Annotated in this window: 16 protein-coding genes, 2 tRNA genes and 1 rRNA gene; 9 read left to right on the top strand and 10 right to left on the bottom strand. The window is 40.3% G+C overall.

From position 1 onward, the window contains the following. Together BLS35_RS23095 and BLS35_RS23090 are read right to left on the bottom strand one after the other, a co-directional pair. Positions 1-110: ribosomal RNA gene (locus tag BLS35_RS23095) — 16S ribosomal RNA — on the bottom strand; the annotation flags it as partial. A 727-nt stretch (positions 111-837) separates the two neighbouring features. Then, a complete protein-coding gene (locus BLS35_RS23090; RefSeq protein WP_090785784.1) occupies positions 838-1,713 on the bottom strand; it encodes an AraC family transcriptional regulator in 876 nt (291 codons plus the stop codon). A gap of 227 nt (positions 1,714-1,940) precedes the next feature. Between BLS35_RS23090 and BLS35_RS23085 the strand changes: the two genes are divergently transcribed. From BLS35_RS23085 to BLS35_RS23055, 7 genes are read left to right on the top strand one after another with little or no spacing between them, the layout of a single operon-like run. After that, positions 1,941-5,114 carry a SusC/RagA family TonB-linked outer membrane protein gene (locus tag BLS35_RS23085; protein WP_090785783.1) on the top strand — a complete coding sequence of 1,058 codons (3,174 nt, stop codon included), beginning with the start codon at positions 1,941-1,943 and terminating at the stop codon, positions 5,112-5,114. Between the two features lie 18 nt (positions 5,115-5,132). Then, positions 5,133-6,782 (top strand): RagB/SusD family nutrient uptake outer membrane protein, encoded by a 1,650-nt coding sequence (locus BLS35_RS23080; RefSeq protein ID WP_090785782.1) that lies wholly within the window; start codon positions 5,133-5,135, stop codon positions 6,780-6,782. Between the two features lie 37 nt (positions 6,783-6,819). Continuing rightward, positions 6,820-7,845, top strand: a complete 1,026-nt coding sequence (locus BLS35_RS23075; RefSeq protein ID WP_090785781.1) for a hypothetical protein — start codon at positions 6,820-6,822, stop codon at positions 7,843-7,845. A gap of 9 nt (positions 7,846-7,854) precedes the next feature. Further along, entirely contained in the window at positions 7,855-8,994 is a 1,140-nt protein-coding gene (locus BLS35_RS23070; RefSeq protein WP_090785780.1) for a glycoside hydrolase family 26 protein, read from the top strand. Position 8,995: 1 nt separating this feature from the next. After that, a complete protein-coding gene (locus tag BLS35_RS23065) occupies positions 8,996-10,822 on the top strand; it encodes a sodium:solute symporter family protein (protein ID WP_090785809.1) in 1,827 nt (608 codons plus the stop codon). Between the two features lie 9 nt (positions 10,823-10,831). Further along, positions 10,832-12,004, top strand: a complete 1,173-nt coding sequence (locus BLS35_RS23060; protein WP_090785779.1) for a glycoside hydrolase family 130 protein — start codon at positions 10,832-10,834, stop codon at positions 12,002-12,004. After that, entirely contained in the window at positions 12,001-13,191 is a 1,191-nt protein-coding gene (locus tag BLS35_RS23055; protein ID WP_090785778.1) for an AGE family epimerase/isomerase, read from the top strand. The genes BLS35_RS23060 and BLS35_RS23055 overlap by 4 nt, the downstream gene beginning before the upstream one ends. Positions 13,192-13,261: 70 nt before the next feature. Here the strand turns inward: BLS35_RS23055 and BLS35_RS23050 are convergent. The 4 genes from BLS35_RS23050 to BLS35_RS23035 all read right to left on the bottom strand — a co-directional run bounded on the left by BLS35_RS23050 (position 13,262) and on the right by BLS35_RS23035 (position 15,556). Next, positions 13,262-13,335: transfer RNA gene (locus tag BLS35_RS23050), tRNA-Asp, on the bottom strand. Between the two features lie 73 nt (positions 13,336-13,408). Then, positions 13,409-13,482, bottom strand: a tRNA-Asp gene (locus BLS35_RS23045). Between the two features lie 93 nt (positions 13,483-13,575). Then, positions 13,576-14,649, bottom strand: coding sequence for a peptide chain release factor 1 (gene prfA / locus BLS35_RS23040; protein ID WP_090785777.1), 1,074 nt, complete (start codon positions 14,647-14,649; stop codon positions 13,576-13,578). Between the two features lie 160 nt (positions 14,650-14,809). Continuing rightward, positions 14,810-15,556, bottom strand: a complete 747-nt coding sequence (locus BLS35_RS23035; RefSeq protein ID WP_090785776.1) for a UDP-2,3-diacylglucosamine diphosphatase — start codon at positions 15,554-15,556, stop codon at positions 14,810-14,812. A 128-nt stretch (positions 15,557-15,684) separates the two neighbouring features. Between BLS35_RS23035 and BLS35_RS23030 the strand changes: the two genes are divergently transcribed. After that, positions 15,685-16,695 (top strand): NAD(P)/FAD-dependent oxidoreductase, encoded by a 1,011-nt coding sequence (locus BLS35_RS23030; RefSeq protein ID WP_090785775.1) that lies wholly within the window; start codon positions 15,685-15,687, stop codon positions 16,693-16,695. Positions 16,696-16,697: 2 nt separating this feature from the next. Beyond that, positions 16,698-17,027 carry a 2Fe-2S iron-sulfur cluster-binding protein gene (locus BLS35_RS23025; protein WP_090785774.1) on the top strand — a complete coding sequence of 110 codons (330 nt, stop codon included), beginning with the start codon at positions 16,698-16,700 and terminating at the stop codon, positions 17,025-17,027. A gap of 7 nt (positions 17,028-17,034) precedes the next feature. Here BLS35_RS23025 and BLS35_RS23020 read toward each other — a convergent pair whose 3' ends face one another. From BLS35_RS23020 to BLS35_RS23005, 4 genes are all read right to left on the bottom strand, one after another. Beyond that, positions 17,035-18,744: a S41 family peptidase gene (locus BLS35_RS23020; protein ID WP_254779071.1), complete on the bottom strand. Its 1,710-nt coding sequence runs from the start codon at positions 18,742-18,744 to the stop codon at positions 17,035-17,037. Between the two features lie 75 nt (positions 18,745-18,819). Further along, positions 18,820-19,035: a hypothetical protein gene (locus BLS35_RS23015; protein ID WP_090785772.1), complete on the bottom strand. Its 216-nt coding sequence runs from the start codon at positions 19,033-19,035 to the stop codon at positions 18,820-18,822. Between the two features lie 36 nt (positions 19,036-19,071). Further along, positions 19,072-19,758 carry an N-acetylmuramoyl-L-alanine amidase gene (locus BLS35_RS23010; protein WP_254779068.1) on the bottom strand — a complete coding sequence of 229 codons (687 nt, stop codon included), beginning with the start codon at positions 19,756-19,758 and terminating at the stop codon, positions 19,072-19,074. 14 nt (positions 19,759-19,772) lie between these two features. Next, a complete protein-coding gene (locus BLS35_RS23005) occupies positions 19,773-21,377 on the bottom strand; it encodes a SusD/RagB family nutrient-binding outer membrane lipoprotein (protein ID WP_090785771.1) in 1,605 nt (534 codons plus the stop codon). Positions 21,378-21,390: the final 13 nt, after the last annotated feature.

Genomic DNA, 21,390 nt, shown 5'->3' with positions numbered 1-21,390 from the left:
GCACCCGTGCGCCACTTTCCCAATGAGCAAGCCCATTGGTATCGTTCGACTTGCATGTATTAGGCCTGCCGCTAGCGTTCATCCTGAGCCAGGATCAAACTCTCCATTGTAAAATGTTATGTTTGAACACTGACCATTCTTAACTTGTATTAATAATAGTCTTATTCTAATTATATTGTCTAGTTAGATTCTGACTTGAAAAAATAGCTTTGGTTTTCATGTACTTTGAAACGGTACTATCTTACCTTGCTATACTTTATAAATGACATCTCTTTAATGAACTTCGCGAATCACCTCACGGATCTTCTTTATATTTCTTCGTTTCCTTTTCTCTGTTTCAACCTGGTCTTAATGTTCCAGGTTCAGTTTCGAATATTCAACGTTTCAATCTTTTTTATGCTGTTAGCAAACTCCGTTTGATAACTCCCGTTCTGTTTGGGATTGCAAAGGTAGAAATATAATCTCATTATGCAAACTTAAATACACTATTAGTCCAAACAAAGCCATAACTACCTACAACACAACAAGAAAAATTACGGACTATTTTAAAAAAGCAAGTCCATGGGCTGAGCACATAACATATATATATTAGTAGTATATATATACACCTATCGTTCGGTCAGGCTCTAAGGCAAACAGGTACTTCCTAGGTACCTCACACCTACCTCATAAGTACATCATACGTGTCTACACCTTACATGTACTTATGAGGCAGGTGTGATGTACGGGCAATCTACTTAGTTGCCTTAAGCCCTGCCAGAGATACGAGAGTATCAGTCCCCATCCAGTCAATAGCAAGATCAGCTAGTAGGATTTGCAGGCTTTTCGGAAAAGCCATTAAACAAAAACCCTGTTACCAGAAAGGTTATCTCTAAACTCTTTAGGCGTACAACCTTTTTTCTTTTTAAAGATCCTGTTAAAATTCGAAATGTTATTGAACCCACAATTATAAGCCACCTCAGCAACCGCCTCGGTCGTATCAATCAATTTCCTGGACGCATGTCCTAATCGAATTTCGATCAGACTATCTATAAAGCTAATCCCTGTTCTGGTTTTAAAAAACCGACTAAACGACACTTCAGTCATATTCGCAATTCTTGCCACCTCTGCCAAACTAATCTGTTTATCAAAATTAAGATTAATATACTCCATCACCTTTTCGACCCTCCTGCTGTTGTAAGAAAATTCAGCATGACTAAAGGTCGAATCGGAAAGCGTACGCATATTTCTAGAGGTAGATAAATCATGCAAAATTGACATCAATTCTAAAACGGAATCGAATCCATGCTTTTTATTCAACTTCACCAACTTTGGCCCGATAAGCTGTGCTGTTTCTTTTGAAAATAAAATCCCGCACTTCGACTTTTCAAACATCTCCCTAATCACACGTAACTGATTTCTGCGTAAAAACTTCTCATCAAAAAGATCCTTATGAAATTGAATAGTTACCTCGTGAATCTCCCGGCCATCCAATTTATGGGTTTCCCAAACGTGAGGAAGATTAGAACCGATCAACACTAATTCTATGTTTCCGATTTCCTCAATATGATCACCAACCACCCTTCTTGCTCCACTCGCATTAGAAATAAAGTTCAATTCCATCTCCTCATGATAATGCAAGGGGAAGTCGAAATTATACTTTTTTCGCTCAAAAATAGTGAAACAATCACCGTTGGTGAGGGGGGTAATTTCTTTTAGAATACTTTTCTGCACAACAAATGAATAAATAATATCAATGAATAGGATAAAATAATATCAATAATCAAATATAGACTCAATCACGCTTATTTACCAATAAAAATAGTTTAAGTAAAACTAAAGACCCCTAATTTTAATACTAACGAAGATCTATGAGATAAAAATATCACAGATAGATAAAATAGTATTATTTTTAAGAACATATCGAACACTAATTTTGATATAAACCAAATAGACCGCTTATGCTTAATAAACTATCCATTAATTTATTGGCAACACTTGCATGCCTGTTATCAATTACGAACAGTTTTGCCCAAGACAAAAGAGTGTCAGGCAAGATAACCGATGAAGGCAACAACCCTCTTCCCGGTGTTTCTGTTACTGTAAAAAACACAAAAATGGCTACGATTACAAATGAGAGTGGTCAATTCACATTAAGCATTCCACCCACCGCACAAATTTTAACCTTTTCCTACCTAGGAATGGAAGAACAGCAAGTCAACATTGGAAGCAAAACAACCTTCAATATTGTTTTAAAATCCAAGACCAATACGCTTTCGGATGTAGTTGTGATCGGTTATGGTACAGCAAAAAGAACGGACCTAACCGGATCTATAAGCAGAATTGAAAGAGATGACCTGATTAAAGATGCCCCAACAAATGTCCTGCAAGCTTTGCAAGGTAAAATTGCTGGTGTCAATGTAACCCAGAACGATGGCGCACCAGGTGCTGGGCTAAGCATCAGAATAAGAGGATCCAATTCATTTTTAGGCGGCACAGAGCCTCTTTATGTAATTGATGGTGTTCCTTTTAACAACAGCAGTTCAGGCGCTACCCCATTATCAATTGGTGAAGATGAAAAACAGACCTTAAATGCGATGTCGTTCTTAAACCCAAGTGAGATCGAGAGCATTGACATTCTAAAAGATGCTTCTGCAACAGCAATTTATGGCTCACGCGGCGCAAATGGTGTAGTTTTAATTACCACAAGAAAAGGAAAATCTGGAAAAGACAAGGTTGAACTTAACTTGATCATTGGACAGTCGAAAGTATCTAGAAAACTAGATGTTTTAAACCCATCTGAATACGCCGCCTATCAAAATCTGGCCTACCTAAACTCAAACAAATATACTGGAACAGCCTACAGTCTGCCTTATCCAGGCACCAACCTACCGGACCCCTTAAACCCAGGAAAAACCTATTATTCCAAAGGCCCACAAGACTATGTAGGAGATAATAACAATTGGCAAGACCGAATTTTCCGTACAGGACTATCCCAAAATTATACTGTAAATGTTTCTGGTGGAAATACCAATGGAAGCCACAGCCTTTCCTTTAGCTACCTGAATCAGAAAGGAATCATTTCCAACTCGGATTATAATCGGTTTGGCTTGGGCATCAATCTGAATAGAAACATCAGCAAAACCATTAAAATCGGTACAAGTACCTCTTTCGCAAATTCCAAAACAGATGGCGTAAAGACCGGCACAGACAAGTCTGATGCAGCAAGCGCAGGAGTCATTCGCTCTGCAATCACCTTTCCGGCCACGCTATCAGAAACAATTGATTACGATGGTGTTGGAGATGCATTCATCACCAACCCTTACATTTATGTGAACGATGTTTTAAACCGGGTAAAAGGAATAAACATTTTCACTTCAAATTATTTAGAGGCAACATTTTTAAAAGACTTCAAATTCAGACAAAATATTGGCTTTAGCTATGCATCCAATGCCCGAGATCAATACTATCCTAGAAGCGTTTATGAAGGTTTTGCAGTTAAGGGCTGGGGATTAAAATCTGACAATATCTGGAACAGCGGCGTTGCAGAAAGTATAGTTACCTATAATAAAAAGATAGAAAAGCATAGTTTAAATATCGTTGGCGCAGGCACTTTTGAGCGTACCAATGGCAATAGCAAAAGAGCTGAAGCTAAAACTTTTCCAAATGATGCTTTACAAAATGAGAATCTAGCAGCTGGCGGAGTTGTTCTCCCAGTTATTACTTCCCGTTATCAATCCACACTAATTTCATTTTTAGGTAGGGCAAATTACAATTACGATGACCGCTACCTATTGACACTTTCTTATCGCCAGGACGGTTCAAGTAAATTTGGTAGAGACAATAAGTGGGCAGGCTTTCCATCCGCGGCTCTTGCATGGAAATTATCAAATGAAAGCTTCATGAAAGATACTAAGCTGATTAATGACTTAAAATTACGCTTGAGTTACGGGCAGACTGGCAATCAAGGAATCGGCTCTTATGCCTCTCTCGCAAAATTAAGTGTATATAATTATGTTTTTGGAGGGGCAGTTCAAACCGGCCTGGCCAACGACCTCTATTCTGGTCCACCCAACGATAAACTGAAATGGGAAACAACTACAGCTTACAACCTGGGCCTAGACCTGAGCATGCTTAACAAACGACTAAACCTTACGATCGACCTTTATAAAAAAACAACAGACGACCTTTTGCAAAACCTGATTATCCCTTCTTCAACGGGTTTTTTAACCAAATTAGTTAACTCAGGCTCAATAGAAAACAAGGGCTTAGAACTTACCCTTGGTGGCGTGATTTTGAAAAACAAGGACTTCGAATGGAATGCTAATTTCAACATTGCCCTTAACAGAAACAAGATTTTAAGCTTAAGTCCAGACGTTACGGAGCAATACGGCAGGAATATCTCTACCGGCGATGCGCCTTTTATCCAAACCGTCGGCAAGCCAATTGGCGCTTTGTACGGCTATGTTGAAGATGGGTACTATGACAATGAGGCAGAGGTTAGAAGCGATCCTGCTTATAGCGGACAAGGAACTGCAATTATTTTAAGAACAATTGGCGAGGTCAAATACAAGAACCTCGACAATGATAGAACCAACATCTCTCAAAGCGACAGAACATTTATTGGAGATGTGAATCCAGATTACACCTTCGGTTTTACAAACAACTTTAATTATAAAAGATTTGATCTAAGTATCTTCATCAACGGTGTTCAGGGCAACGATATCATCAACATGAATACCAGGTTTAATGGAAATCTAGGCACAAACAAAAACATTACTCAGGAAATGTTTGATGGCGCCTGGGCAGAAGGAAAGGATAACTCCAATGCTACCGGACCAAAAGTAACCCGACAGTTTTTCAGAAACCTATTGTTTAGCAGACGGTTTATTGAAGATGGAAGCTTTGTAAGAATAAAAAATGTAACCTTTGGGTATAATCTTCCCCTCAAATCTAAAACCATCAGCAACCTGAAACTTTCTTTAGGTGTCAATAACCTCTTCACATTCACAAATTATTCTGGCTACGATCCCGAGATTAATAGTTATGGAGATAACCCTGCACTATTTGGAGTTGATTTAGGCGGCTATCCTAACTCAAGGACCTACAATCTTTCTCTACGTTGCAATTTTTAACCTTTTTAAAAATATAACATGAAAGCAATTTCAACATATTTTACAGCATTTGCTACCGGACTAATTTTACTTGGCGCTAGCTCTTGCAAAAAAGCGCTGGAAGAAACACCTTATTCTTTTTACTCCCCAGAGAATTTTTACAAAAATGAAAGTGATGCCAAAGCAGCAATTAATGGTGTATATGCCGAACTTTATACTTATGACTTATACCTGCAACCGTTTTGGAACATCACCATATTAGATGACGACCATGTATCTGGGGCCGATTGGTTTTTAGGTACCACTGGTGCCGGCAATCCACAGGCTTATTTTGGATGGGAAAAACCTTGGGTGGGATGCTATGTTATTATCGCCAGAGCAAATACAGTTTTAGAGAACGTGGTCAACATTAACAATATGGATGTTGACATCAAAAACAGAATTTTAGGTGAAGCTTATTTCCTAAGAGGCTGGGCATATTTTCAGCTGGTACAATTATATGGCGGGGTACCAATTCGTTTAAAATCTTTATCGGCCACCGATCCCCAAACCAATGTTCCCCGGGCAACCGTTAAAGAAACCTATGATGTGGTGATCAGTGATTTCAAAAATGCCGAAACCAAACTGTTTCCTGTAGGCCATGCAAAAGCTGGCGAGGTTGGTAGAGTAAACCAAGGGGTTGCGAAAGCATTTTTAGCCAAAACTTATTTAACAATGGCTTCTGGTGCAGCAACAGGCAATATCACTGTCCGTGGTGGTACAGATAATGGTTATTATACTTACGCTAAAGCTGTTGTTGCAGGCCATGAAGGAATAGACTCAAAAGCCTATTACACTTTAGCCAGAGACAAAGCTCAGGAAGTAATCAGCAGTACTGCTTATGCCTTAACACCTAGCTGGAAAGACCTATGGAGCATTGCAGGCAGAAATAATAAAGAGCAAATGTGGGAACTCCAATCACTTGCTGGCACCGATTTTATTAATAATTTGAGTGCCTACTTTCCTGCCCGTTCTACTTTCGGACAAGGCGCAGTGTGGACGACAAACAATCATTATAACGACTACGAAATTGTAGATAAGCGGGTTTTAGATGGCATAACGCATAATTACACGACTTTAAGCGGAACTAATATATTTTATCCATTTTCACAGGCGGCTCAGTACAAAGTTGTGAATGGCATAACATACAACAATACCAATAGCACAACGGCAGAAAGAGCCTATACGATTAAATATAGTTCAGTTGCCGACCCTACTGTTGTCATTAGCGATGCCTTCTTTCCCCTACTGCGTTACTCCGAAGTTTTACTGATGTATGCAGAGGCTGAGAATGAAGTTAATGGCGCAACAACACTTGCTTACAACGCCTTAAACACTGTTAGGTTCCGTTCTTACCCTACAACAGGATCACCAGCGGGACCTGTACCTGAGGCCTATGCACCTGCCAACATGAATCCCGAGCAATTTCGCAGTTATGTCCTGGCAGAAAGAGCACGCGAATTTAACCTCGAAGGAATTAGGCGTTTTGATTTGATGCGCTGGGGTATTTACCTGCAGGTAATGAATAAAATATCAACCGGACAAAACAACATATCTAAAGTTCGGGCCAACAGAAATTTACTACTGCCCTTGCCTTTAGGCGAACTAAACTCGAATAAAGCGATCCCCGGAAATAATCCAGGTTGGTAATCCTATTTATTTAATCATAAATTTAAATAATGTAATTATGAAAAAAACGCCATCAATAAGCGCCTATCCAATGATTGCGATAATGCTTTTTCTTTTTAATGCGTGTAAAAAAGATGATGTAGTAAACACAGCTCCACCAACACTAATCGAAATTACCAACTTAGTGAACAGAAATACACCTTTAACATCTGTAGAATATGGAGAATGGATTTCGATAAAAGGAACAAATCTAAGTACCACATATAAAGTAGACTTTAATGGAACTTTAGCTGCAGATTCTCTGATTTATGGAGAAGACAATACCCTAACCGTTAAAATTCCAGCTCAACTAACAGACCCTATCAATAATCCGATAACAGTAACTACAAAATATGGTTCTGCCACTTTAAACTTCCAAATCAAACAGCCAGCACCCACAATTTCCGGTTTTGACCCTGCGGCTGGCCTACCAGATGATATAATCACTATTAAAGGGAACTATTTTAAAGGCGTAACAGGCGTTAAATTCGAAACAATTGCTGCAAACATCGTGTCCAACACCCAAACTGAAATTAAAGTAAAAGTACCTCTAGGTTTTGTTTCGGGCTATGTTTTCGTTACCACACCAATAGCAACTGTAAAATCTCCAAATGTATTTGGCTTAAAAGCTACTATATTTGATGATGCCATGGCCAGCGGCTGGTCCAATACCTCATACAGCAATACCTACGACATGAACCAGACCGCCATTATCAGGCGGGGAACAAAAGCCATTGCAAATAAATTTACTGTCGGTTTCGGCGCAATCAGATTTACAAAGGCAGCACCGGCATTCAGTACCGCGGGCTACAGTGGTGTTAAAATTTCTATTTATGGAGGAGCCGGAACAGCAGGCAAAAAAGTGAGAATTTCATTCACTCCAGCGGCAGGCACTTATGATTTGATTTTAACCGAAGGCAAATGGACAGATTACCAGGTCCCATTTACAAACCTGGGAAACCCAGCTAGTATGACAGCTATTACTTTCCAGGAATTCAGTGGCCTTGCTTCCCAGATCTATGTAGATGATGTCGGCTTCTATTAACCTTTAAATATGAAATTGAACAGATTTTTTTTGACCCTCATTTTATTCAGCCGATGCTTTATCGCCTCCGACGAGGCAAATGCGCAATCCTTAAGCGATAAAGCAGCAACCAAAGAAACTGTTGCCCTATATAAGAACCTCCACAAATTAAGCAAACAACACATTATATTTGGCCACCAGGATGATTTGGCATACGGCATAAACTGGAGGTATATAGAGGGAAAAAGCGACATTAAAGACGTAGTGAATGACTATCCGGGGATTTATGGGTGGGATTTAGGGCGCATTGAGCATGATTCCTTAAGAAACATTGATGGCGTTCCATTTGACAAAATCCGGAGGTACATTCAAGAGGGGTATAAAAAAGGAGCCGCCATTACCTTAAGCTGGCATTTTGACAATCCCTTAACTGGAGGATCATCCTGGGATACAACAAAAAATTCTGTCGCCGCTATTTTACCCGGCGGGGCAAAACATCAACTTTATGTCTCCTGGCTGGATAAGGCAGCGAAATTTATTTCCAGCTTAAAAGGAGACCAACGGGAAGCCATCCCTATCCTTTTCCGGCCATTTCACGAAGTATCTGGAAATTGGTTTTGGTGGGGCAGAAACTGCGCCAGTCCTGCAGAAGTAAAAAAAGCCTGGCGATTTACAGTCGATTACCTAAATAACACCAAAAAATTACATAACCTCATTTTTGTTTACAATACCAATGGTTTTACAAATGAACATGAGTTTTTGAAATACTACCCAGGTGATGATATGGTCGATGTAGTCAGTTTTGACCTGTATCAATTCGAAAACCAGGATAAAAAAACATTTATAAATGCGGTACGCAATGACCTGGCCATAATCAGCAAAATCGCGAAACAGAAAAACAAGTTAGCCGCATTTGCCGAAACAGGATATGAAGCTGTACCAGATGCCACCTGGTGGACTGAGACCCTGTGGCCAGCCATTAAAGACTACCCGCTATCTTACGTTTTAGTATGGCGTAATGCAGGATATATGCCCTCGACAAAAAAAATGCACTATTACGCACCATTCAAAGGACAGATTTCTGCACCTGATTTTAAAAAGTTCTATCAGCTCAACAGCATTCTATTTGAAAAGAAAATAGGTGCTAAAAAAATATACCAGCCAAACTAACATGAAACTACAACTGATAGATATTTCAATTCTCATTTCCTATTTAGTTACCATGGTTCTCATTGGCTTTTACATGAGAAACAAGGCAAAACAGGACAAAGAGAGCTACCTAATGGGTGGTAAAAAATTACCCTGGTACATGCTTGGGCTTAGTGACGCCAGTGATATGTTCGATATCAGTGGCACCATGTGGATGGTTGCCCTTTGCTTTGTCTATGGTTTCAAGAGCATTTGGATCCCTTGGTTATGGCCTGTTTTTAATCAGGTCTTCATGATGATGTTTTTATCCAAATGGCTCAGGCGATCTAATGCCACAACCGGAGCCGAGTGGTTAAAAACCAGGTTTGGCTTAACAGGAAAAGGTGTTAAAGGCTCGCATATTATCGTGATTGCATTTGCATTAATTAGCTGCCTGGGCTTTTTAGCCTACGGTTTTGTTGGTTTAGGTAAGTTCGTCCAGGTTTTTATCCCCTGGGATGTTGTAAAAGATTACGTCCCTTTTTCTATTGCCGACAAATACGTTCCCCATTTCTATGGTATCGTATTTACCCTCTTTGCTATGTTTTATTCCATTATTGGTGGCATGCACAGCATTGTGCTTGGAGACGCAATTAAATACCTGATCATGACCATCGCCTGTATAGCGATAGGTGTGATTGCCGTACAGCACCTTCATGGTCAGACCTTAAATGTGCCAGCGGGATGGAGCGACCCTTTCTTTAGCTGGGAGTTAAACCTTGATTGGAGTAGAATCGCTGCTGATGCCAATAAAAAAATTGCTGACGATGGTTTTAGCTTATTCGGGATTTTCTTTATGATGATGCTGATGAAAGGCATATTCGCATCCCTTGCCGGACCGGCACCAAACTACGATATGCAAAAAGTACTCAGTACAAGGAGCCCGAAAGAGGCCAGCAAAATGACCGGTTTTGTAAGTATCATATTATTACCCATCCGTTATTCGATGATCACCGGCCTAACTGTCCTCGCTCTACTTTATTACAATCAACTTTACCTGAAAGGCCCGGATGGCGTAACAGATTTTGAAAGAATTTTACCAGCAACCATTAACAATTTTTTACCTGTGGGCGTTTTAGGCCTGGTAGTCACAGGCTTGCTTGGTGCTTTTATGGGGACTTTTAGCGGAACCCTAAATGCAGCGCAGGCCTATATTGTGAACGATATCTATTTGAAATATGTAAATCCAAACGCTCCTACCAAAAAGATCATGTCGATGAACTACATCGTGGGTATTTTAGTTGTTGCAATAGGCATTTTCTTCGGCTTTTTAGCCCACAATGTCAACGACATCTTACAATGGATCGTTGGGGGATTGTATGGCGGCTATGTAGCTGCAAATTGTTTAAAATGGTATTGGTGGCGCTTTAATGCCAATGGCTTTTTCTGGGGGATGACAATTGGGGTTGGCGCGGCATTGCTGATGCCCTATCTAACAACTGGTTTGCCCTTATACTGGTGGCCCTTGCTTTTTGTTTTGTCATTCATCGGATGTTTAATTGGCACCTACTCAGCGCCAGCCACAGATACCGAAGTCTTAAAGTCCTTTTATAAAAATGTTAGACCTTGGGGATTTTGGGAGCCCATTCATGCCTTGGTAAAAGCAGAAGATCCCACTTTCCAAGCTAATAGGAACTTTAAACTGGATATGTTTAATGTGGCGCTAGGCATTATCGCTCAGCTTTGCTTAACAATTTTCCCAATGTATTTGATTACGGGAATGTATGCGCCCCTATGGATTACAGTAAGCATTTTAATCGTAATCGCCCTTATTTTAAAAAGAACCTGGTGGAATAGACTAGAAGATTAAGAAAGACCTATGAAAATGAACTTCGAACAACATATTGAGCTGCTAGCTAAGAACCAAAATGAATTGATTAATACCGCCAATGAAAAAATTGAGGCTGGGAATGGACTGTTCAATAGATATAAAAATCCGGTTTTAACCGCCGCTCATGTGCCCTTTACCTGGAAATACGACCTTAACCCCTTAACCAATCCCTACTTAATGGAACGGTTTGGTATCAATGCGGTATTAAATGCGGGTGCCATCAAATGGCAAAACAAATACATATTAATGGCACGGGTGGAAGGAAATGACAGAAAATCATTCTTTGCAATTGCCGAAAGCCCCAATGGAATTGATCATTTTAAATTTTGGGAGTACCCAGTCATCATGCCCGAAACCGAAGAACCAGATACGAATGTTTACGACATCAGGTTAGTTGAGCATGAAGATGGTTGGATTTATGGATTATTCTGCACAGAAAGAAGAGACCCTTCTGCAGCAGAAGGAAATCAATCTGCAGCGATAGCACAATGTGGAATAGCACGAACAAAAAACTTAATAGATTGGGAAAGATTACCCGATTTAAAAACTAAATCTCCCCAACAGCGAAATGTAGTGCTCCATCCCGAATTTGTTAACGGAAAGTATGCCTTCTACACTCGACCACAAGACAGTTTTATAGAGGCAGGTAAAGGTGGTGGCATCGGATTCGGCTTATCTTTATCTATAGAAAATGCAATTATCGACGAAGAAATGGTAATTGATAAAAAAGTATATCATACGATCTCAGAGGCCAAAAACGGGCAAGGCCCCGCCCCTATTAAAACATCCCAAGGCTGGCTACATCTTGCCCATGGCGTTAGAAATACCGCAGCTGGATTAAGGTATGTACTGTATATGTTTATGACCGACCTGAACGATTTAACAAAAGTTACGCATAAGCCAGGAGGATATTTTTTAGCCCCAGAAGCTGAAGAAAGAGTAGGTGATGTATCTAATGTGGTTTTTAGCAATGGTTGGATCGCAGATGATAATGGAACTGTTTTTATCTATTATGCCTCTTCAGACACCAGATTACATGTTGCTACAAGTACCATTCAACAGCTACTGGATTATGTAATCCACAACCCTGAGGATGGGCTACGGTCTGCAGCTTCTGTTGAGACCATCATCAACATCATCGACCGAAATAAGAAAGTATGAATTCAGCAGCTTTAGCGACTTATAAATCTGAGGTAACCAATGAACTATCTGACATTCTGAAATGGTGGATGACCTATATGGTTGATCACGAAAACGGAGGGTTTTATGGAAAGGTAAACGATGATAATTTAGCCACACCAACTGCGCCAAAAGGACTGGTATTAAACTCCAGAATTCTCTACACTTTCTCCTCGGCCTTTTTGCTGAATCGCAAAGATGAGTATCTAGCCATTGCCGATAGAGCGTTTGATTATTTGACCACTAATTTTTTAGATGAACAGAACGGTGGATTTTATTGGTCGGTAGATTTTAATGGCCAGCAATTAGACAGCAAGAAGCAGATTTATGGACAAGCATTTGCAACCTACGCGCTTTCTGAATACATTAAGATCAGCCAAAATGAAAAAGCCTTAGCTTTAGCTAAAAACACTTTTGAACTATTGGAACAACATAGCTTTGATCCAATCCACACAGGATATATTGAAGCCCTGACCAGGGACTGGAAGGTTATGGAAGATCTCCGCTTGAGTGACAAAGATCAGAATGAAAAAAAATCGATGAATACGCATCTTCATGTGATTGAAGCCTACACCAATTTATATTCCATTTGGCAAAATGATAAACTAAAACTCGCGATCAAAGGCCTGCTATCCAATTTTAAAGACCATATAATAGATAAAAACAGTTATCACCTGCAACTGTTCTTCACAGAAACCTGGGATGTTAAGTCTGCATTGGTTTCCTTTGGTCATGACATTGAAGCAGCCTGGTTATTACAAGAATCTGCAACAATCATAGCTGATGAAAAGGAAATAAAAGCTTTTAAGCAAATTGCACTACAACTCAGTAAAGCCGCTTTAAAGGGCTTAGATGAAAGCGATGGGCTTTGGCACGAATTTGATTACAAAACAGCTCAGTGGTCAAAAGAAATGCACTGGTGGCCACAAGCAGAAGCGATGGTTGGCTTTCTGAATGCCTGGCAAATAAGTGGAGATCAAAAATTCTTATTCCAATCTTTCAAAAGCTGGTCTTTTATAAAGAAATACATTAAAAGTAGGAAGGGAGAATGGCATTGGGGTATCCATAGCGATTACACCTTAATGCAGGGAGAAGACAAAGCTGGATTTTGGAAATGTCCCTACCATAATGGCAGAGCCTGTATCGAAATTATCAAAAGATTAAAGTAGATTTCTGAAGGCATAAAAAAACCTGCAAATCTTATGATATGCAGGTTTTTAATATTTTGTCGAATTGTTGCGGACCGGACGGGACTCGAACCCGCGACCTCCGCCGTGACAGGGCGGCATTCTAACCAGCTGAACTACCGGTCCGTTTTCCTTTTCAGGAGGGCTTAGAATATAGCTTCTAAAGGCTTCAATAAAAAACACTCTGTTGAGCATTTTGCGGACCGGACGGGACTCGAACCCGCGACCTCCGCCGTGACAGGGCGGCATTCTAACCAGCTGAACTACCGGTCCGTTTTCCCTTTGCTTTCTTTCGTCCGTTTCGGGATTGCAAATATAGAGCGTTTATTTATATTTACAAACTATTTTTCAAATAACTGTAACTACCTATATCACAGAACCTTCTTTTAGCTTTTCTGCGTTTTCTGCAAACTGCAGTGCATCAATCAACTCTTGAACACCCCCATCCATGATGTTATTTAGGTTATAAAGTGTCAATCCGATACGGTGATCTGTTACCCTACCTTGCGGATAATTGTAGGTTCTGATCTTTGCAGAACGGTCACCAGTCGAAACCATAGTCTTACGTCTTGCGGCGATATCACCATTTTTCTTCTGCAATTCGATGTCGTATAATTTACTACGCAACATCTCCATAGCAATAACCCGGTTACCCAATTGCGAGCGCTCCTGCTGACAAACAACCACAAGTCCCGAAGGTCTGTGTGTCAATTGTACTTTAGTCTCCACCTTGTTTACATTCTGTCCACCAGCACCACCTGAACGGGAAGTCTGTAAATCAATATCTGCAGGATTGATGTAAAGGTCGATCTCTTCAGCTTCAGGCAAAACCGCCACCGATGCTGCTGAAGTGTGAACGCGGCCTTGAGTTTCTGTATCTGGTACACGTTGAACACGGTGTACACCTGATTCATATTTCAACTGTCCGTAAACATCTTCACCGCTAACCTTTAAAATCACCTCTTTGTAACCACCAGCAGTTCCTTCTGTTACATCAACAGTTTCAACTTTCCAGCCTTTTTGCTCAAAGAAACGGCTATACATCCTGTATAAGTCACCTGCAAATAACGCAGCTTCATCACCACCTGTACCACCTCTAATCTCAAATACGGCATTCTTAGCATCTTCCGGATCTACCGGAATCAACATCAAGCGGACTTTCTCTTCCAACTCTTCTTGCTGAACCAATAAAAGATCAAGCTCCTCTTTTGCCATTTCACGCATTTCTGCATCTTTCTCGGTACTTAAAATCTCTTTATTCGCCTCAATATTGCTCATTACATTCTTGTAGATTTTATATTCATCTACAATCTTGCCTAAGTCCTTATATTCTTTATTTAAAGCCGCAAAACGCTTCATATCCTGCATCGTGTCAGGATTACTTAACTGCTCCTCAACATCTTCCCAACGCAGTTTAATTGCTTCTAATTTTTCTAACATATCTTTTTTCAGAAAATTATAATGTTATTGCTTAATAGAGGTCTGATCAACAGACCAGATTTTCCCAAGCAACAGTTTTTTATTCGGGCAGCAAAAATACGGCTTTTTTACTTAACCGTACTAAAAATTTGCACATGTCCAATTGTGACAGCGAACAGCACTATGCTTTTTCGAAGTACTTAAGGCTTAAATCATTGCCATCAAATACCGCATAGGAATTGAAATTAATCCATTCCCCAAGATTCACATACTTACATTTATCATTTAGGTTAATGTCTAGCGGAAGATGTCGGTGCCCAAAAACAAAGTAATCAAAATGCTCCTTTAGCAATATTTCCTTAGCATATACCGCCAGCCATTCATGTTCAATCCCACTAAAAACCTCTTCTGCGGTATTGGCAAGCCTGCTTTTTCCCGACCACCAATTTGCAATTCCCAAGCCAATTCGAGGTGGGATCAAGGCAAACAACCACTGGCAAACCGGGTTTCTAAACACCTTTCTTAAGAATTTATATTTCTTATCACCTGGCCCCAAACCGTCACCATGATGTAAAAAGAAGCGTTTCCCATCTCTTTCAATGATCAATTCATCACTTACAATCTCTATCCCCATTTCCTCGTTGAAATAGGTATTAACCCACATATCATGGTTACCTTTAAAAAAATACACCTTGATACCAGCATCAGTCATTTCTGCCAATTTGCCCTGTAACCGCACAAATCCTTTAGGTACAACAGTACGATATTCGAACCAAAAATCGAATATATCGCCCATTAAAAATAACTCGCTACATGTTGGCGTTATGGAACTTAGCCATCTTAAAACGCGATCTTCCCGCTTCCTGCTCTCTGCATGATTGGGAGCGCCAAGGTGGAAGTCAGAAGCAAAATATATGTTCTTTTTCATTAATGTAAACAAAGATAAATAAAATATCCGCTCAGTCGCCTTTCACATATCCTACCGATTATATAGATTATTTACAAATAACATCGTTATTAAAACAAAAGTTCGTAAATTCGCACAAAATTTAAACTATGATTTCTACTGATATAGCCATCATTGGCGCCGGACCTGTAGGTTTATTCGCGATTTTTGAAGCAGGTTTACTAAAAATGCGTTGTCATTTAATAGACTATCTGCCGCAAGTTGGCGGGCAGCTTTCCGAAATATATCCTAAAAAACCGATATATGATATTCCCGGCTACCCTACTGTATTGGCTCAGGAATTAGTTGATAACCTGATGGAACAAGCTAAACCTTTCCACCCGGGCTTTACCCTTGGTGAGCGTATCGAAGGTTTAGAAAAACGTGGTGAAGGCGATTTTGTACTGACTACTAATATGGGTACCATCATAGAATCTAAAGTTGTCGTTATTGCTGGCGGATTAGGCTGTTTCGAGCCACGCAAACCAGCTGTAGCCGGATTAGAACAATTCGAAAATGGTAGAGGTGTAAATTACATGATCCTTGATCCTGAAAAATACCGTGGACAAAAAATGGTGATCGCAGGAGGAGGTGACTCAGCCCTAGATTGGACTATCTTTTTAGCGGATATTGTTGATGAGTTAACATTGGTTCATCGTAGCGAAAGCTTCCGTGGTGCTCCAGACTCAGTAAACAAAGTAATGGAACTAGCCGAAAGCGGAAAAATCAATCTTGTATTAAACAGCAACCTAAATTCAGTGAGCGGAAACGGAAAACTGGAAACTGTTGAATTGATACACAATAAGAGCTTAGAAACAACAACCATCAATGCAGATCACTTGATCCCATTATTTGGTTTAAGTCCTAAATTAGGCCCAATAGAGCAGTGGAACCTAAACATTAGCAAAAGTGCTATTGAAGTAAACACAGACGACTATTCGACCAATATCCCGGGAATCTATGCAATTGGCGATATCAACACCTACACCAACAAGCTTAAACTTATTCTATGTGGTTTCCACGAAGCTGCTTTAATGAGTCATAGCGCATATCAATACATGAACCCTGGAATCAAATATACCATGAAATACACCACTGTAAACGGCGTATCAGAATTTTAAACATGGAAGAGAATAACATTACCTTACACGTACAAAACCCAGATGGTAGCAGAACTACCCTGGAAGCCCCTGTAGACATGGGCCTAAGTTTAATGGAATACCTAAAAGCTTGCGAATACGACATCTTGGCTACCTGTGGTGGTATGGCACTTTGTGCTACTTGCTGTGTAGATGTTTTGGAAGGCGAAGATAAGCTGAACGAAATGACTGATGACGAGTATGCAATGCTCGACACTTTACCAGATGTATTACCAAATTCAAGATTGGCCTGCCAACTGCAATTAAACCCTGCAATGGATGGCTTGGTGGTTAAATTACACCACGCAGAATAAAAAATATTTAATGATTATTATCTTCTACAGCGGCAGCAATTGTTTTTACAGGGCTGCCGATTGTTTTATACTCCCCTTCACCTTTTAATATCGCTAGCATCTTACCGCTATCATTTAAAAGGCTTTTTGCTGCATTAAGCTCTTTATCGTACTGAAACGCCTGGGTTACCTTTCCTTTATCATAATAATAACGGCTAACGATTTGCGTTTCCAACACTCTTTTTATTTCAGCCTTATAGGTGGTAAGATCCGTTTTTTTGGCGCCTAGCATTTTGCTCTTCAAATCATCAAGATCAGTCTTTACCGCGCTTAGCTTGTTCTCTTTCTCCGCCTCAGTCCTCAAATCCCCCAATAGCCTTTCCGTACGTGAAACATAGGAATAATCCTTACCGGCCAGCGAACTTACAAATTGCGCGTAGTCATTATCCGTCAGCTGAAAAGAAGCCGCAGGAGCAATTACCTTATTGTTCTTTTTATAATTATTGGCGTAGTCGAAAAACAAATATTTATTGATGAGCGAAATTGTTATCGGATTAAATTTAGGTGCATTAACCACCACATCTGGATAAATGCCATTCCCATCATATACATTTCGTCCAGCTTTGGTATTGAACTTACTCATCAAAGAGTCCGCAAACTTCATCGTTTTTCCGTTGGCATCTTTATGCGCATAATCAAGCGCTTGTATACACCTGCCCGAAGGCGTGAAATACTTTGCCACAGTCACCTTTACAAGGCTATTATAAGGCAAATTAAAGGTCTGTTGCACCAAACCCTTGCCATAGCTCCGCTGACCAACAATAATCGCTCTATCAAGGTCCTGTAGCGCTCCTGCCACAATCTCCGAGGCTGATGCCGATGATCCGCCAACCAATACGACTAATGGGATTTGAGGGAATAAGGGTTGATTAAGTGTTTTATAGCTAATCGTCTTCTGAGGATTCCTACCTTTTTGGGTAACGATCAGGATATCTTTATCTACAAAAATATTTACAATTTTAACGGCTTCCTGCAGTATTCCACCACCATTGTAACGTAAATCAAGAATCATTCCTTTAGGCTGTTGTTTACCCAAAGTAGTTGCTGCATCTTTTACCTCCTGAGCAGAATTTTCGAGAAATTTATCCAATCGGATATACGCAATGTTATCAGATGTCATACCCGAATAAGACACATTTGGCTGTCTAATTTCATCACGAACCAAGGTTTTCGTCAACAGTGCCCCCTCTCTGATGATCAGTAATTCTACAGAAGATCCCTTAGGACCACGCAGCAACTGGCTTACTTGTGCACGCTCTTTCCCCTTTACCTCATTGCCGTTAATTTTCACAAGCTGATCTCCTGGTTTTATCCCTTGCTTATCCGCCGGGTAACCCTCGTTCACCTCATTTACAAATAGCTTACCTTCGATAAAAATTGTGCTTGCCCCAATGCCCCCATATTGTGTACTTACATATTTCAGCTTATAGTCTTCAACTTCCGACTCGGGTACATATTCTGTGTAAGGATCCAGATTATCCAGCATAGCATCAATGCTGGTTCGCATTAAGCTAGAAGGATTGGTCTCCTCAACATAGTTGATATTGATCTCTTTATAAAGCGATGCAAAAATATCCAGGTTCTTAGACACCTGAAATAGGTCCTCTTTGAAAGACCAGGTTAAGGAAGCAAAAGAAATAAGAATAGCGGCCGCAGCAATTTTATATATTTTCATCATATAAAGAATGGATTCTTCAATCCATTGATGGTAAATTTACAAAAAAGCCTTGTATTTCAATAGCCCCTAATGGAATTAAAGTCTATTGCCTTCTGGGTCGGCTAGCGCTTTTTGAATGGTAAATTCAACGTATGCCCTGTCTCTTTTTACCAGCTCCATCAATTGTGATACCAGTTGATCTTCCTGTCCGGGAACAAAAGAAATATCTACTTGAGCAAGATCACGGTATTTTCTTAGAAATTTAATTTTAACCTTTTTCCAGGTCTCAGGAGTCAATGTAAAATTTGCCATACTGCAAAAATATAAATAATTGTAATACAACAACTCTTATTTATGATCGGGAGCACCTTTTATATTTAAATCTTTGATCCGTTCTCTGATCCTTCTCATAAAGTCAACTCCGGGATCCGTTTTTTGGGTATTGTATGTAGGATCAGATTCCTTCCACAGATCAGTCCCTTTAAATCGCGTGTACTCATAATGGCCGATCACATATTGGATTGGATATTTCCGTTTCAGATATCTAATCAACTCTTCATTGGCAACAAGCTGTGCCGGAGTCAAGGGATTCTTTTCGCTGCCTATATTTTCCACACCGATAGCGCAATAATTAAGTCCAATTACATGCCTTGCAAAAACAGTATCCGGCAACAACCTAAAGACTGTTCCATCCCTATCAATCACAAATTGCGAAGACACATTGAGTGAACTTGCTGTGGCAATCTCTTTACGCGCTCCAGGCAGTCTTGATTTATTAAAGGCGTCAAATGTTTGCTCTACAGTGGGAATAGCAGTCCAATGTAATACGATCATAATTGGCTTAATGGTCGGCTGATCTTGTTTCAAGCCATGTCGCTTTTCCAAGTACTCCAATGAAAGTCGTTTTCTTTCTGCATCAAATATAATTGGCTTGTCAAAGATTCTAAAAGTAGACTGCGCCCTTAAATTAAGGGGCGCAGTGCTACAAAGTAAAATCAAAAACATAAGCTTCACAGCATGTTTCTTTATCATCATCTATTTTTAAATAACTAATTCGTATCCCACCACAACGGTGTTAACAAACGATATCTTTCCGTATTATTGCCAACATTATCAGGGTTTCTGGTTGCCTCATTGGTTTCATACACCATCCCTCTTAACCACTGATTTGGATTACCGGCATCAAATACAACCGTATTCAGGTTCAATGGCCGGACTAAAGAAGGGCCATATATGGCCTGGCTGAAGTCTGACCTGCGCATGTCAACCCAGGTTTCCGGATTCAAACATAAGGAAATATATTTTTGTCTCATGATGTGACTTAAACCCTGAGTAAGATTCCCAAAATGCGCATTTAAACCATCCACCACCTGCGCCGTCCAATAAGTATTGATATCAGGGCCCGTCACCCCCAATTTACGCATATTGGACTTTACACCTTCCTCATAAGCTAAAAGAGCTCCAGGCACGTCACTAGATCTTAATCGTGCCTCAGCCTCGATCAGTTTAACTTCAGAATAAGTGATAAACGGAAATGGAGAAGTCTGTTTGGTATAGAAGCCACTGTTACTAAAACGTCCGTAATCATTGGCATTCTTCTTGGTTACATCGCCATTCTGACCGTTTGCTAAAATACCCTGTCCAGCAACCAGACCACCACCAGGCCTCAATCCCCGGTATTGTCCGTCAGAAACAGCGGCCTGCATAATTTTACTGATTCTAGGATCCTGAAAGGCTGTATTGGTAACGGGAAAAGATGTCAGCATATTTACAAAAAACTGGCTCCAGGCGAAGTATCTGGGGTTATAGGTCGCGTCATTAGGGTCCACATTTGGGACCACAAAACCACCCCAGCTAAACCAGGGATTCTCATCCGTTGGTAAAGCACCGGCAAGATAAGGGAATTCAGCATCCATGCCATCTGCATTAAAAGCATTGCGACAGGCCTCTAATATTTTTGTTGGATTATAGAGGGTGCCTTTTTTCGACAAATGGTTTAAATACCTTGCTTTCAATGCCCAGGCGAAACGCTTCCATTTTTCTAAATTGCCTTGATATATGATATCGCCCGCTGCAGAATTTAATGTTGTGTTATTTGTAGGGTTGTTAAAAGCAACGATCGCCTCATCCAATAGCTGATCTATCCGCTGATACGCTGTTTGCTGATCCTGCATTTTTGGCGTCAGGGAAAGCTGGGTCTTTCCATTATAAAACTCATCGATCACAATAGCTCCGTACTGATCGGTCATCATACCGAAGTTCATTGCCAATAAGGTTTTTCCAGCGCCAACAAAACACGGACTACCTTCTTCCTCTCCCAAATTGATCAGATCAATACAATTGGGCATTGTAAAAACGTAGGTGTTCTGCCAGGCGAAGTAACTAGCAGTAAAACGCCAGGTTTCTGCATTCAAATTGGTTCCTGTCAGCAATTTTGTCACCCCATACTGTGTCGCCCCGGCTATTTCCCTCGAACTGCGCCACAGGGCAGCCCCATTTGATGTAGTAATGGCACCAACCAGCCTGTTTGCAGCGCTTACTTTAGTTGGATTATTTGGATCTACATTCACATCCAAAAACTTCTTACAGGAGCTTGTTGAAAGGATTACACCTAATACAAAACAAGCTATCCCTTTTCTATATATCATATTCATAATCGATTCTCCT

This window comes from Pedobacter sp. ok626 (assembly GCF_900100435.1).
GTDB lineage: Bacteria > Bacteroidota > Bacteroidia > Sphingobacteriales > Sphingobacteriaceae > Pedobacter.
Note: the sequence above shows the minus strand (reverse complement) of the source record. Positions and strands in the feature narration are given on the sequence as shown.